General features: G+C 41.0%; 14 protein-coding genes. 7 read left to right on the forward strand and 7 right to left on the reverse strand.

Translation table 11 applies throughout. From position 1 onward, the window contains the following. Positions 1 to 82 precede the first annotated feature (82 nt). Together OB69_RS00610 and OB69_RS18685 are read right to left on the reverse strand one after the other, a co-directional pair. Positions 83 to 499 (reverse strand): VOC family protein, encoded by a 417-nt coding sequence (locus OB69_RS00610; protein WP_053221747.1) that lies wholly within the window; start codon positions 497 to 499, stop codon positions 83 to 85. Positions 500 to 1,169: 670 nt separating this feature from the next. Next, entirely contained in the window at positions 1,170 to 1,526 is a 357-nt protein-coding gene (locus OB69_RS18685; RefSeq protein WP_185096836.1) for a hypothetical protein, read from the reverse strand. Between the two features lie 19 nt (positions 1,527 to 1,545). Here OB69_RS18685 and OB69_RS18690 point away from each other — a divergent pair, with 19 nt between their 5' ends. From OB69_RS18690 to OB69_RS00635, 4 genes are all read left to right on the forward strand, one after another. Further along, positions 1,546 to 2,166 (forward strand): sensor histidine kinase, encoded by a 621-nt coding sequence (locus tag OB69_RS18690; RefSeq protein ID WP_262501298.1) that lies wholly within the window; start codon positions 1,546 to 1,548, stop codon positions 2,164 to 2,166. Then, entirely contained in the window at positions 2,163 to 2,831 is a 669-nt protein-coding gene (locus OB69_RS00620) for a LytR/AlgR family response regulator transcription factor (protein ID WP_053221749.1), read from the forward strand. Before OB69_RS18690 ends, OB69_RS00620 begins: the two co-directional genes overlap by 4 nt. Positions 2,832 to 3,116: 285 nt before the next feature. Further along, on the forward strand, positions 3,117 to 3,551 hold the full coding sequence (locus tag OB69_RS00630; protein ID WP_053221751.1) for a hypothetical protein: 435 nt from the start codon (positions 3,117 to 3,119) through the stop codon (positions 3,549 to 3,551). 41 nt (positions 3,552 to 3,592) lie between these two features. After that, positions 3,593 to 3,991, forward strand: coding sequence for a hypothetical protein (locus OB69_RS00635; protein WP_053221752.1), 399 nt, complete (start codon positions 3,593 to 3,595; stop codon positions 3,989 to 3,991). 46 nt (positions 3,992 to 4,037) lie between these two features. Here OB69_RS00635 and OB69_RS00640 read toward each other — a convergent pair whose 3' ends face one another. From OB69_RS00640 to OB69_RS00650, 3 genes are all read right to left on the reverse strand, one after another. Continuing rightward, positions 4,038 to 4,985 carry a pyridoxal-phosphate dependent enzyme gene (locus tag OB69_RS00640; RefSeq protein ID WP_053221753.1) on the reverse strand — a complete coding sequence of 316 codons (948 nt, stop codon included), beginning with the start codon at positions 4,983 to 4,985 and terminating at the stop codon, positions 4,038 to 4,040. A gap of 121 nt (positions 4,986 to 5,106) precedes the next feature. After that, on the reverse strand, positions 5,107 to 7,920 hold the full coding sequence (gene polA, locus OB69_RS00645) for a DNA polymerase I (RefSeq protein WP_053221754.1): 2,814 nt from the start codon (positions 7,918 to 7,920) through the stop codon (positions 5,107 to 5,109). Between the two features lie 78 nt (positions 7,921 to 7,998). Next, positions 7,999 to 9,537, reverse strand: coding sequence for a S41 family peptidase (locus OB69_RS00650; RefSeq protein ID WP_157608450.1), 1,539 nt, complete (start codon positions 9,535 to 9,537; stop codon positions 7,999 to 8,001). 611 nt (positions 9,538 to 10,148) lie between these two features. Between OB69_RS00650 and OB69_RS00655 the strand changes: the two genes are divergently transcribed. Next, complete coding sequence (locus OB69_RS00655) at positions 10,149 to 11,570, forward strand: DUF5723 family protein (protein WP_053221756.1); 1,422 nt, start codon at positions 10,149 to 10,151, stop codon at positions 11,568 to 11,570. Here the strand turns inward: OB69_RS00655 and OB69_RS00660 are convergent. Further along, positions 11,567 to 12,016: a DinB family protein gene (locus OB69_RS00660; protein ID WP_053221757.1), complete on the reverse strand. Its 450-nt coding sequence runs from the start codon at positions 12,014 to 12,016 to the stop codon at positions 11,567 to 11,569. The genes OB69_RS00655 and OB69_RS00660 overlap by 4 nt on opposite strands. A 44-nt stretch (positions 12,017 to 12,060) precedes the next feature. Continuing rightward, complete coding sequence (locus OB69_RS00665) at positions 12,061 to 12,471, reverse strand: hypothetical protein (protein ID WP_157608451.1); 411 nt, start codon at positions 12,469 to 12,471, stop codon at positions 12,061 to 12,063. Positions 12,472 to 12,553: 82 nt separating this feature from the next. Between OB69_RS00665 and OB69_RS00670 the strand changes: the two genes are divergently transcribed. Both OB69_RS00670 and OB69_RS00675 read left to right on the forward strand, forming a co-directional pair. Next, positions 12,554 to 14,254 carry an amidase gene (locus OB69_RS00670; RefSeq protein WP_053221759.1) on the forward strand — a complete coding sequence of 567 codons (1,701 nt, stop codon included), beginning with the start codon at positions 12,554 to 12,556 and terminating at the stop codon, positions 14,252 to 14,254. Between the two features lie 44 nt (positions 14,255 to 14,298). Next, positions 14,299 to 15,063, forward strand: a complete 765-nt coding sequence (locus OB69_RS00675) for a type III pantothenate kinase (RefSeq protein ID WP_053221760.1) — start codon at positions 14,299 to 14,301, stop codon at positions 15,061 to 15,063. The last annotated feature ends 57 nt before the right edge of the window (positions 15,064 to 15,120 follow it).

Raw genomic sequence — 15,120 nt, forward strand, 5'->3', positions numbered from 1 at the left:
GATGAATTCATCCTCGTTATAAACGAGGATGAGATTGGAATACAGAAAGTAGCTTTTTCATTAATTTTCGTTTTTCAAACTCCTATTTAGCAAAAACTTGGCTGGTGTCTTTAAAGGCTTTGAATTCTAAAGCATTTCCGCTAGGATCGAGAAAGAACATGGTAGCTTGTTCGCCTACTTGGCCTTCGAAACGGATGTAAGGTTCAATTACAAACTCGGTTCCGTGGGCTTTCAGCTTGTCGGCTAAGGTGTGCCATTGCTTCCATTCTAAAATGGCTCCGAAATGACGAACAGGTACATTTTTACCGTCTACAATATTGGCGTGCGCTTGGGCCAATTCTTCGGGCTTTACGTGCGCACTCAATTGATGGCCGAAGAAATTAAAGTCGATCCATTTATCGGTAGAGCGGCCAATTTCGCAGCCCAGTAAGTCGCCAAAGAAAGATCGGGTAGATTCGATGTCCTTTACGGGAAAGGCCAAATGAAAGGGAGTGTTCATAGTATTAATATTTACAGCAAAATGCTTAATTATCTATTGGCTTGCAAGAATAGATTATATTCCGTCACATTGTTTTGGGCTTTGGTCACATTTATTTTTTGAAGAGTGTATGAGACGGTATCATTGAAGAAAAAAAGATGAAAAACACATACATAGTTAAGAGCATTGTCATTAGCCTTTTTCTATTGGCGGTTATGGTGGCGATTATTATTTTTATCAATCAAGGAGATTTTGTAATTAATCAAGCTATTAAAGTTGGCAAAAGTCCCGAGGAGGCGAAAGCGATACTCGTTAACTCTATCATTGCTAAAGGTATATCAGTTTTACTGCTGGTCGCTTTGTTCTGCTTTGGAAGTATTATATCCAAAAAATCAATAGACAAGTCTAGGGTTCGCTTTTTGCCATTTCTGTTTGTAATTTATGCTATACTCTATGGTGGGTTGTGTGCGCTAGTTCATGAATTTTTAAATCCATTTTTCGAGTTGAGTCTGCTAAGAAGTAACTCTAATGACTTTCAAATTTTCAAAACTATCCCTCCATTACTTTACTATTCAATAATTGGACTAGCTACTTTGTTTGCTTCCTCAACGTTTTCATTATTGACTATCAATGATTCAAAAGGTAAGGGTATCAACATTTACTCACTTGGTTCGAGGTTTTGGTTCGTCAATTACTTTTTGAATTTTCTCATTATTTCAGTGATATACTTCTTTGGTGTAGAAGTGAATAATTCTTCTTTTGGCTTTATTATAATCATCTTCAACCTTTTGATTGTTACACTAACTTCAAGTTTCGTTGGGTCTTTTATTCTTTCTTCTGTCTTTGAAAAAGGCAAATTGGTCTTTAACAATTTGGTTGAAAGGTTGGCCTTTGGATTTATTTCAAGTTTTGGAACATATTCCTTTGTAGCTGTATTAGTGATCATTGCTTTTGGGCTTGACTCCTCCTTTCTTGCAGCTTTAGGCGAAGCTCCTGCTTTCCTACTTAGGCTACTATTGTTCTCCGCTATATCAGGAACTATAGCCATACTGGTTTGGAAATTTAATGTGGCTGGGGTAAGGACTCAATTACAAATAGCTAGCTCAGAGTCCGAACTCTCCCTGCTCAAATCTCAAATCAACCCGCACTTTTTGTTTAACTCTTTAAATACGGTCTATGGTTTGGCGCTGAAAGAGGAAAGCCCAAAAACTGCTCATGCCGTGCAGCAGCTGAGTGAGATGATGCGTTTTATGTTGCACGAAAACCACGCTGAGAAAATTCCTTTGCAGAAGGAAATTGACTACCTCCGTAATTACATTGAACTTCAAACTTTACGAATTTCACAGAAGGATCATTTTCAATTGGAAGTAGATGTAGCCGAGGGCTGCCATGGAGAAATTACGCCTATGGTACTCATTCCTTTTGTTGAAAATGCTTTTAAACATGGGGTCAGTTTTCAGAAACCCTCTTGGGTAAAAATAAAATTAACTTGTAATGCGGAAGAGGTGCATTTGAATGTGCAAAATAGTGTTCACAAACATGCGGAAGATCCTGAAAAAGGAAAATCGGGAATTGGACTGGAGAATGTGAGAAAGCGTTTGGGCATTCTTTACCCTGAAAAGCACCTATTTCAAATTTATGAAACGGAAGACAGCTTTGAGGCCAACATTAAAATCACCTTGATATGATCAGAGCCATTGCCATAGATGACGAACCGATTGCGCTAGACATCATCGAAAGCCACGCCAATAAAATTCCGTTTTTAGAATTGAAAGCGAGCTTTACCAATGCCTATCAGGCCCTTGAATTCTTGAAAACCAATTCCGTTGACTTGCTGTTTTTGGATGTAAAAATGCCGGATATCTCTGGAATGGATTTTCTGAAAAGCCTTTCGAAAGCACCTTTGGTCATCTTTACCACGGCTTATCAGGAATACGCCTTAGAGAGTTATGATTTTCAAACCGTAGATTACCTGCTAAAACCCTTCGATTTCGGGAGGTTTTTAAAAGCAGTGAACAAGGCCAGCGACCGACTGGAACAAAAGAACGATCAGCACCTTTTTCTGAAAACAGGTTATGAATATGTACGACTTGAAATAGCGCAAATCAAATACGCCAAGGCGGAAGGCAACTATGTAAAGTTTGTGACGGAAAGCGAACAAGTCCTCAGCCGAATGACAATGCAACAAGCGGAGGATTTACTCTTGCCACAGGGCTTTTTAAAAACCCACCGCTCGTTTTTAGTCAATAAGACCTTTATCAATAAAATAGAAAAGCATCAGTTAAGTATCGGTAGCGAGGTAATTCCCATTAGCAGCATTTACTATCAGTTGTTGGTGGAGGCTATTTCTTGAAAAGGGTTTTAAGTGGCAACTTCTCACTCTTTTGTTTCTGTTTGCCCAATCTTATAAGTTTATCTAACTGTCTATGAATAAAATACCTTGGTGAGTAGAATAAACTTAATGAATCATTCTCATTCGAATTATTTAACCATAGCTTCAAAAAAATCATTTCTGGAAGCGTTACCACCTTTAGTAAGCTTAACGTGTCTAAGTACGAAAAAGGAAATTATGTTCTCCGAATGCATAATAAAGGCCCTTCGGTAAGTTATCATGTTATCCTTAAATAAATTATGCGCTATGAAACCCTTACCAATACTTTTAGTGCTCATTTTGGTCTCGTCTTGTCATAATCAGGATGAACAACCAATAAATGACTCCATATTTGGAGTCTGGCAACTTGTTGGGCGGTATGATGGTGGTTCAGTTCAACCCTATCAAGCGTTGGAGAATGGTTATATTATTACCTTCAAAACAGATTCAACACTTACCACTGAAGAGCCAATACTAGGGTGTTCTGTTGATCAGGTTGATGGCTCTTTTCAAACAAGGAAAGTGGAAAAAGGAGCAGAGCTCACCATGCAATTGAGCTGTGAAGATAAAGAGCTGAGGTTAGTTTTTCATTATGGAATTGATGCTGAAGGTTACTTAGTTACTTCTCCAAAAGAATCATCTTGCGATGAAGGTTGTTATACAAAGTTCAAGAGAATAAGTACTTCGAGAGCTTCTGATTGAAAGCTAAATTCTGAACTCATCATATCATAATTAATTAAAAAATGAAAAATTTATTTAGCGCATTCGTAATCTCGTTATTGCTCGGTTCATGTGGTGAAAATGATATTGACAACATATATACCGCTTCCATCAAAGGAAGATGGCAATTGGTGGAAATGTACTCAAGTAATGGTGGACCTGGTCAATGGTCTTCTGTAGCAGACGGCTACACTTATACATTCTTAGAGGACAATATTGTAATTGCCGACAAATTTGAGTGTGATGGCGCCTATCAGTTTGGGGATGATGGTCGTTTAACTATCACCTTTAGTTGCCCAGATAGTCAGTTTAACGTGACCTACAAAATTGAATCTGAAGATAACCTTATGGTCTTAACACCAGATCCGAGCCCATGTGATGAAGGCTGTGCCGAAAAGTTTAAAAGAGTAACTCGAGATTAAGCATTCAACCAGATAGATGGGTGAAGAGATGAAAAAGTACGCGAAATTAAAAAGGCAGCTTCCCTAAATCAACATTACCACCGCTAATTATGATGCCTACTTTTTGACCAGTAAATTGGGCTTTGTATTTTAATAGGGAAGCAAAAGGCACAGCGCCAGAAGGCTCCACCACAATTTTCATTCGCTCCCAAATCAGGCGCATGGCATCAACTATTTCCTGATCGTTTACTACCAGAATTTCTTTCACCAATTTCTGAATAATGGCAAAATTCTTATCGCCTACGGTCACCAAAAGGCCATCGGCAATAGTGTTCGTGGTTTTGTTTGGTACAATTTCACCCTTTTGCATCGAAAGAAAAGTATCCATTGCACCTTTCGGCTCACCGGCAAAAACTCTGATTTTTGGTTTTAAATAGTGAGCCGCCAATGCGGTTCCAGCCAAGAGACCACCACCACCCACGGGCGTCATCAAAACTTCCAAATCAGGCTGGTCTTCCATAAACTCTATGGCCGTAGTGCCCTGTCCCTCTATTACTTTATTGTCATTGTAAGGCGAAACATAAGTAGCCCCAGTTGCTTCCATAATCTGATTGGCGGCTGCTTCACGAGCGGCTTGAGTGGGTTCGCAAAAAGTAATTTCTGCGCCATAACCTGCTACTGCTTTCTTTTTTACATCCGGTGCGGTGTTGGGCATTACGATGTAAGCAGGAATACCACAAGTTTTAGCCGCCATGGCCATGGCCTGCGCGTGGTTTCCCGAACTGTGGGTCACCACTCCTTTGGCCCTTTGTGCCTCAGAAAGCGAAAGCACAGCATTCAATCCTCCACGCGCTTTAAAGGCCCCAATCTTTTGAAGGTTTTCGCACTTGAAATATACCTCGCAGCCGGCAATTGCATTGATACTTTCCGAAGTAAGAATCGGTGTGCGATGAATGAACGGCTTTATGCGTTCGTGTGCTTCGCGAAGCTCTGCTAAACTGATTGGTAATTCCATAGTGGTTTTAATATTGGTAAAAACCCTCCAAAAATTGATGCTTTGATATGCTCAGAATTTATTAAAAACAGCTGAACTATGAACTTGAACTTTTGGAGGGTTGAGTAAAATAAACAAACTATTAATGCGCTTTCAGCCAGTTGTTGCCTACACCTACTTCTACTTCCATAGGAACGGAAAGCTCAATGGCCGATTTCATTAATGCTGGAATCCGTTCTTTCATTATTTCAAGCTCGGGTTTGTACACATCGAAAACGAGTTCATCATGCACCTGCATAATCATTTTTGACTGAAGCTTTTCTTTCTTCATCCAATCGTGAATGCTGATCATGGCTACTTTAATCATGTCCGCAGCGCTGCCCTGAATGGGGGCATTAATGGCATTTCGTTCTGCATGACCTCGACCTACCATATTTTTAGAATGAATGTCGCGCAAATACCTTCTTCGGCCTAAAATGGTTTCTACATAAGTGAACTCGCGCGCTTTGTTCACTTGGGCATCCATGTATTTTTTCACACCAGGAAATTCGTTGAAATAAGCCGTAATAATTTGCTGTGCTTCGGTGCGGCTAATGCCAATGTTTTGCGCCAAACCAAAAGCTGAAATGCCATAGATCAAACCGAAGTTTACTTCTTTGGCTTTTCGCCTCATATCACGGTCGACTTCTTCTAACGGAACGCCAAACACTTTGGAGGCTGTGGTAGCGTGAATATCTCGCCCGTTTTTAAAGGCATCCATCATGCTCTCATCTTCAGCAAAAGCGGCTACAATGCGCAGTTCTATTTGCGAATAATCCGCAGCCAAAAGAATGTGGTCTTCGGAACGAGGAATAAAAGCCTTTCTGATTTCACGCCCCTTTTCGGTCCTGATCGGAATGTTTTGGAGGTTGGGATTATTGGAGCTCAAACGCCCTGTAGCCGCTACCGCCTGACGGTAATCGGTGTGTACCAAACCATCAATCGGGCTGATCATTTTTGGAAGCGCATCTACATAAGTAGACTTCAGTTTTTGGTATTCCCTAAACTCCAAAATGATGCGTGCAATGTCATGTTCTACGGCCAGTTTAGATAGAATATCTTCGCCCGTAGCGTATTGACCTGTTTTTGTTTTCTTAGGTTTTTCAATCAGCTTCATCTGATCGAAAAGAATTTCGCCCAACTGCTTTGGCGATGCAATATTGAATTCACTTCCAGCCAATTCGAAAATTTGAGTTTGGGCTTTTAAGCTTTCCTCTTCCAGTTCTTTCGACATCGCGGCCAATGCATCTGTATCTATTTTTACGCCATTGTATTCAATGTCGGCCAATACGTTTACCAAAGGAATTTCAACCTCATCAAAAAGCTTGGTCACTTTGTTTTCTTCCATCATAGCGGCAAAAACTTGCTTTAGCTGGAAGGTGATGTCGGCATCTTCACCCGCGTATTCCGCTACTTTGTGAATGTCGACATCTTTCATGTTGCCTTGCTTCACTCCTTTTTTACCGATGAGTTCGGTAATCGAAACTGGCGTATAATTGAGGTAATTTTCGGCCAGCACATCCATATTATGGCGCGTGTCTGGGTCGATCAAATAATGGGCAATCATGGTATCGAAGATTGGCCCTTTTACCTCAACACCGTAATTCTTCAAGATCTGAATATCGTATTTCGCGTTTTGCGCAATCTTCAGAATGGCTTCATTTTCAAAAACAGGTCTGAATTCCTCAATAATGGCTTGGGCTTCTTCGCGATCTTGTGGGGTGGGTACGTAATAAGCTTCCCCTTTTTTGTATGAAAAGGCCAGCCCAACCATATTGGCTTCAATCGGTTCTAAATTGTCAGTTTCCGTATCGAAGCAAAGCTCTTTTTGCACCATCAAGTACTTGATCAACCGCTTTCTTTTTTGAGGTGTGTCAATCAAATGATAATCGTGCTCGGTGTTGGCTAATGTACCTTTTTCCGAAGTAATAGGTTCATCTGGTCCGTTGGAAAGGGTTGGTGTAGCATCGCCAAAAAGTCCCATTTGTGAAGTATTGACAATCGCTTTTGGCTTCGATGCCGTTGGAGTAGCAGCGGCTTCTCCCAAAATTCGTTTCAAAGTGGTACGAAATTCTAGCTCTTCAAAAATCTCCGTCAGCTTTTCTTTATTTGGCCCTTTGTATTCCATCGTGGACGAATCAAAATCGATGGGTACCGTAGTGCAAATTCTGGCCAATTCTTTCGATTGCAAACCTTGGGCGCCAAACTCTTCTACACGCTCCTTCAGTTTTCCTTTTAGTTCATGTGAATGTGCAATGATGCCCTCTACAGTGCCATAATCCTTCAACAGTTTTGAAGCCGTTTTTGGACCCACACCTGGTATTCCAGGAATGTTATCTACAGCATCACCCTGCAGCCCGAGCATGTCTACAACTTGATCAATTCGTTCTACATCCCATTTGGCCAACACTTCTGGAATTCCCATAATATCTACCCCGTTACCCATAAATGCAGGCTTGTAGAGGTATACATGTTCTTCCACTAATTGGCCGTAATCTTTGTCTGGGGTCATCATAAAAACTTCAAAGCCTTCGGCAGAAGCTTTTTTGGCAAAAGTGCCAATTACATCATCGGCTTCATAACCATCGAGTTCCAAAACAGGAATATTGAAAGCCCGAACAATGTCTTTTACTAAAGGAATAGCAACACGGATATCCTCAGGTTGTGCATCGCGGTTGGCTTTGTAGAGAGGGTAATCTACATGCCTAAAAGTTGGGGCTGGGGTGTCGAAAGCCACAGCAATGTGCGAAGGTTTTTTCTTATCAATAATCTCGAAAAGACTATTGGTGAAACCAAAGGCGGCTCCTGTGTTTAATCCTTTTGAACTAATTCTTGGGTTTTTACTGAAGGCAAAGTGGGCACGATAAATCAATGCCATGGCATCCAGAAGGAAGAGTGTTTTTTCGGGTTTACTCATTCAATAAAGGTAAGTAATCCGAGTACTTAGGGAAACAGAATTTTGATTAATTATGTGCTAAAAAGCTGGGTGAACAATTTACTGACCTAAAGAAGTGCTGGCCACCAAATTAGGTTTATGAGCAATTAGGCCAAGCGTGAAGTTGAAAACGGCATCTTGCTTATTGATTAAGTCTGTATAGGTTTTCTTAACCGCGAAATCAGGAAACACACCACGACCTATTTCGTTTCTGTCTCCTTTATTCTGGAAGGTTTCTGAAATTACGGGAACTTGAACCATTAGGGCAGAATTTGGCAAGCTATAATTCAAAAGCATATTGGCTGTTCTGCCTGCGTTTGCACCTCCCGTTTCTTCACCAACAAGAATTACATTATCCAATTGACCCAAAATTCTAGCGAAATCGGCAGCGGCAGAAAAGGTCTTTCCTGAGGTAAGCACATACACTTGGCCTTCGAATTTCAGGTCTTTTAAATCGAAGCCTAATTCAAATTCTTCGTGCCAGTTTTGGGTGTCATTTACAAATTCTCCTTTGGCGTTAGAGGTAAAATACTTTTCTAAGTATTGTTCTGCATTTGCAACTACTTCTTCGGAACCGACAGCGCCATTGATGCCTCTTAAATGGTCTTCATGTGTAATTTTTAGGCTTCTAGTAGAAGTTGAAGATGGGTCTACCAAGTCAGTACCAGCGATCATTTTGTACAGAAAATTCAAGAGTCTACGGTCGCCACCTTCATTATTTCTAAGGTCGAGCACCAAGTTATTGACGCCTGCCCCCTTAGAGGCAGCAGCGTATTGATCATAAATTTTCTGGAAAAACCATTCTGGACTGGCTTGGAAAGTGTTTAGGGTAAGTACTAAGGTTTGAAGGGAGTCAATTGCATCCACATGAGTAAAGTGAATGTATCTTTCGTTTGTTTGGTAAACTGGGCGCATGTAGTTGTTCGCCATCATTTGATTACCAGAAATGCCTTTAACAGCGGTGGTATTTGTTTTTCCATTTAAATTAGAAATAACATTAAACTCAGCCGAAGCACCGTATTTAAGGAAGAAGTAGTAACCGAATTTCTGTTCTACTTCTCTGTATTTTTTGGTTTCAATAAACCCATCTGTTACGGTTAAGGCAGTAAGTTCTTTCAACAGTTGTTGCGAAGGAATTCCATTAATGGAAACTATTTTACTACCAAGCGGCAAAGTTCCACCATCAAAGTCGATATAAACTTCATTGTCGATTATCGAAACAGGGTAAGGGAAGAAGTCGCTCTTTTCAGTAGCTGTTTTCAGAATTTGCGTGTCAATCGATACCGCAGTGTGACCACATCTTAACTTCTGATTTAGCTCAATAACCAAATTAGAGAAATTCTTATAGCTAATGTTTTCTGGAAGGCTGTTAATGCTTGCGTCTACAAGCTGCTTAAACTCTGCTCTTGAAATGTAGGCGTACGGATTACCGTGTTGCTCGTCAATTAGTTTAAAATAGAAAGAAAGATCTTGTGCGGCTTGCTGCTTAGAAAGTGAGTGATCGAAACCGTTATTGGCAAAGGCAGACAGACTCAAAACCATCATGACGATGATCGAGAATGTACTTTTTAAAACCTTTATTGCCGTATTTCTAATCATTCTATTCCTGTTTTGGTCATCAGGGTGAATGATTGGATTCAATTCGTAAACCTTGATGTTCAGCGAATTGAAGATCGGCTTAAGGCCTTGTGGCTCTGTTAGCGATTTACTAATTCCAATATTTCGGCATTACCTCTATAGTATAGGTGTAACGCCTAGCACACCCTGTGTGGCAGGGTATAGAAATGAGTAAATACGAGTGGTTGAAAAACGTATTTACGTTAGTTCGATTGATGTTTGGTTCAGTAATCTGGGAAATGCAATAAGCGGAGAATCACCGCTAGGTGTTTGTTGAAAGGAATACAAATATACAGAAAAATGCTTTTCACACAACTTAAGATGTTGTTTGAATACAATATTTCGAATTTCATAGATAATTAAAATGTACCGACACACATTATTGTTTTGCACAAACGGAGTTGTAAGATAGATTATTTGGTAATTACCTCGAATGGTGATCGTATGTTGCTGGTTTTGTGGTTTTTACGGAAAACACATAATGCTTAAAATATTTCTTAGAAATTGACGTAATTTCAGTGCTTCAAAGAAATTTCGGTTCCATTTTGCGATTTGTACTTGCTTTTCTGACGCTTTTATTACCCCAACTTATTATGGGTCAAAGCTTTAATGGGTACATACATTCCGATTTTTCTGGGATTATTGGAGCGCAGTTTCAGCCTGCAAACTTGGCGGGTTCTCCATACAAGTACGACATCAGTTTAGTGAATGCGAATTACTTCCTCACCAATAACATTGCCTACATAAAAAGTACAGAAACCAATCGAGGTTTTGTTCGGTATTTAAATGACGGCCAAAGGTTTTTACACTCAAATATTACTTTAGGGGGAATTTCAGGAATGGCCACTTTGCGAGGTGACGAGTCGCTAGGTTTTACCTATCGGATGCGCGCACACGGAAGTGCCATTGATTTCAGTCCAGAGTTTATTACCCAAATGGGAAGGTTTACTCAGCCTCAGTTTTTGAACAGTCAAGCCACCAATCAATCAGGAAAATTTGCTACAGCCCTTTGGAGAGAGTATGGACTTACTTACGCCAAAATTTTAAAGGATGATGGTTTTCATCGTTGGAAAGCTGGAGCTACTTTTAAGCTGATCAACCCAAGAGGAAGTGCTTTTTTGGATATTCAAGACATTAGTTACTCGACAGATAACTCTGGCAATACGGATTTAACGAATGCCGAATTGGCCTTCGGTTATTCTGCTAACCTTAACAGCTTTGAACAATTTGATGGCACTGAAAAACTGGATCGTTTGCCTGATTTAATAGGCAACCATTTTGGGTTTGACTTTGGACTAGTTTACGAAAGAGTAACATTTTGGGAAGCGTCAAAAGATGAGAATGGTACGAACCGAAACAGGGATATTGACTATGAGTTTAAACTCAGCGCCAGCATCACGGATGTTGGAAAGATGAAGTTTCAATATGGAAGCGCTTCAACCCAAAGTATAGGTTTGTTAGGCAATGTAAATGCAGAAAATTTAGACACGCTTTTTAGCGGAATCGCCAGTTTTAGAGGAGCTGCCGATAGTTTGGCAACTGTGTCCCAAACCTCTTCCCTAAACGGAGAATACACCGTGAGTTTGCCTACCACCCTCAACCTTGGTTATGACTACAATTTTGGAAACGATTTTTATTTGGGCGCTTTTGCCAGAATTGACCTAACCAGCCTTTCTAAAGCAGATTACCGACTTAATTACCAACATAGCCTAACCATTTCCCCTCGTTGGGAAAAGGAAAAGAAAGCGATTTACGCACCATTGTACATCAATCAGCAAGGTGCTTTTCATTTGGGGTTGGCTGTTCGTTATGGGGCTTTTACACTCGGTACTCAAAGTTTAGGGTCGCTTTTGAGCAGTGAGCCTAATACAGGCAGTTTTTTCTTTAGCATCAATATCAGCCAGCTTAAAGCCAATGCCAAAAAACCTTATTGCTTTGGGCCATCTCGCGGAACTTCAATGACCAACACAAAGCGTACTCCGATCTACAAAAGAAAGAAGTGGGTTTTCTTTTAAGCCCTTACGTAAAAAATAAAATCACTTACTGGAGGGGCAATATCTTCTTGGCGAAGCAAAGTAGCCAACTGGCCTCTGTGATGTGTTCCGTGATTTGCTACATGAGTCAGAATATCAGAAATGCGAGTTTCGTAAACATCACCTTTTGAGTTTTTGTACTCAATTACATCTTCATATTCTTCTTGAGAATAGATGAAGTCTAACCACCTTTGGCTGCTTCTTTTTACCAGTTCAATGGCCTCAATTGAGCTTCCTTCAGTCCAAACTTCTGGAACGTTTTCTTCAGTGTTCGTAATTCTGTCGAGCCAAATCAGCTGGGCGTTTCCAATGTGGTGGAAAAGCTTCGTGATTTTATCGTTTTTGTAGGTGTTTGATTTTATCACATCGGCAAATAGATTATTCGCCCAAATATTGTATTCGAAAAGTCTGGTAAAACGTTCTTTCATGTTTTTAAAATTTAAAACTCACAACAGAAACAATTAAAATTCAGCTATTTACTGGCCTTGTAAGCCTTGCCTTTTAGAGCGATCGCAATAAGGAAAGGAATCCAAATTCCATCATTCATAATCAGGTGAAACAAGCCTTGGTCGCCAACTTTTCCTTCTAAAATCACCGTATAAAACCATATGGCACCCCCAATTTTAGTGAGCGCTCCAACAAGGGCTAAGTACCAAAGTCTTCCAGGGTGAAGTGCTGTTGCGAAATAAACGAAGCCCAAAACTAGCACTGCTCGGCCTTGCCAAATAAGAATTTCTGGGGTGGTATTTTGGCTTTCGGTTACCCAATGGTAAAAGCTTTCGGGAAACCAAGCGATGAAAATGCCCCAAAATATATTATAAACGCAGGCGATCAGTAAGAATCCGCGCATCCAGTTAGGAAATAGCGTTTGTTGTGTTTTCATCGTTTTCATAACTTAAAACTTTAGCAGATTGTTAGCTTTGTTATTGTTCTGCAAAGGACGGCAAAACATTTAAATTAAACCTATGAAACAGCCAAATCCCCGTAAGTTCAGAATTCCGATTGCCGCTTTATTGGCGGTACTATTGGTTTCTTCTGGTTTTGTAATGGGCTACAAAGTAGCTCAAGAAATCAAAATCGAAAAGGCCGATGTGCAATCGGCTCAAAAAATAATTGACCTGCAACTGACTGATGCTGAAATTGAACAGCTTCTTCCTAACCTGAACAGGGGTTTGGCAGATGTACGCGAACTGCACGAATATCCACTAGACAATGCTACACCACCAGCCGTTTTGTTCAACCCGAATATTGGGAGAACGAATTTTCCAGCACAAAAGAAAATTGAGTGGCTTTTGCCGAATAAGGTAGAAATGCCAAAGGATAAAAACGACTTGGCTTTTTATACCGTAGCGCAACTTTCTTCGCTGATTAAAAATAAGAAAATCAGCTCTGTTGAACTTACCCAATTCTTTCTGGATAGATTAGAAAAACATGGAGGAACGCTAGAGGCCGTTATTACCATTACCAAAGAACGCGCTTTAGCACAGGCCAAAAAGGCGGATGATTTATTGGCGAAAGGCACTTATTTGGGCCCTCTGCATGGTATTCCTTACGGAGCTAAGGATTTGCTTGCCGTTCCGGGTTATAAAACTACTTGGGGGGCTGCACCTTATAAAGACCAAGACCGTGGTGATGAACTGGCCACCGTAATCAAAAAATTGGATGATGCTGGAGCCGTTTTAGTCGCTAAACTTACTCTAGGTGCTTTGGCCATGGGCGATGTTTGGTATGGAGGAACTACCAAAAACCCCTGGAATTTAGAACAAGGCGCCAGCGGATCTTCAGCCGGTTCGGCTTCGGCAACTTCGGCCGGTTTAGTGCCTTTTGCCTTGGGCACAGAAACCTTGGGCTCTATTGTTTCGCCTTCTACCCGAAACGGAGTGACTGGCCTTCGACCTACTTTTGGTCGCGTGAGCAAATCAGGTGCGATGGCGCTCAGCTGGAGCATGGACAAGATTGGGCCAATTGCCCGAAATGCCTTCGATTGCGCTTTGGTTTTTGAGGTCATTCGAGGGTCGGATGGGATTGACCTTTCGGTACAAGATGCCCCTTTCAATTATAATGGAAAAATGGATTTATCGAAACTAAGAGTGGGCTACCTTAAGTCTTATTTTGACAATACCCGAAACGAGACTCAGAAGAAAAACGATCAGCAGGTGCTGGACGAGTTGATAAAGTTAGGTGCAGATTTAAAACCCGTTGAATGGGTTTCCGACCTTCCTTTTGGGGGAATGTTGAACATTCTTTCAGCCGAAGCTGCTGCTGCTTTTGACGAACTGACGCGCTCAAACCGAGATAGCCTTTTGGTACGACAGAATTCAGGCGCATGGCCAAACTCCTTCCGCGAAGCGCGTTTTATTACTGCCGTGGATTATATTAATTCCAACCGTGTGCGCTATGAAGTGATGCAAAAAGTGAATGAACTGATGAAGGATTATGATGTAGTCATTAGCCCGAGCTTAGGGAATAATCAGCTTTCGACTACCAACCTTACGGGGCATCCAGCTGTGGTCATGAAAAATGGCTATACCCAAAATGGTAGTCCAACAAGTATTTCGTTTATTGGCAACTTGTATGATGAAGCCACAATTTTAGCTGTGGCCAGGGCTTATCAAGAAGCCACAGGTTTTGATGAAGAGAACCCACCCCTATTTGTGAAAAAGTAGCCTAGTGATGAGGACTAGTATTTTGGTGCTTAAAAATTGAGAAGATGCTCTTAGCCATTGATGCGGGAAATACCAATATTGTTTTTGGAGTTCATGATGGAAACGCGTGGATTCATGAGTGGCGATTTAATACGCTGCCCATTAAAAACCAGATCGAATATGAGGTGTTTCTGCGCCTTAATTTTCTAGAAAATGATTTAAAATTGAGCGATGTAGATGGGATTATCATTTCGTCTGTGGTACCGCAAATGAATACCATTTTGGCTGAGTTTTGGTCTAATTTAATTGAATGCGAGCATGTATTTATTGGTCCGAAATATTACGATCAACTGCCCATTATTACCAGCAATCCCCACAGCATTGGCACGGACTTAATGGCCAATGCCATGTCGGCCCATTGCCTTTATAAAACCGACTGCATTGTAGTAGATTTTGGTACGGCTCTCACCTTTACGGTGGTGGAAGCTTCGGGCAATATTCATGGGGTAAATATTGCTCCGGGCTTAAAAACAGCCATTAAAGCTTTGGTGGGAAATACGGCACAGTTGCCAGATGTGCCTTTGGAATTACCCACATCGGTAATTGGAAAAAATACGGTGCATGCCATTCAAGCAGGCGTGCTTTGGGGCTATGTAAGTATGGTGGAGGGAATGCTCGATCGAATTCAAAAAGAGATGGGCAGAAACTTTAAAGTAGTCGCTACGGGAGGTCTTTCTTCAGTGCTTACCCCACTCCACGAACGCTTTGACGAAGTGAACCGCCACCTTACCCTTGATGGTTTAAGATTGATTCATGAGCGGTTGAAGTGAGATTAATGTTGTAGACTTTTTCATCCTCAATGCTTACTCATCTTCGTTTGTAACGGA

It is taken from the genome of Roseivirga seohaensis subsp. aquiponti (assembly GCF_001267955.1).
Classification (GTDB): Bacteria; Bacteroidota; Bacteroidia; order Cytophagales; family Cyclobacteriaceae; genus Roseivirga; species Roseivirga seohaensis.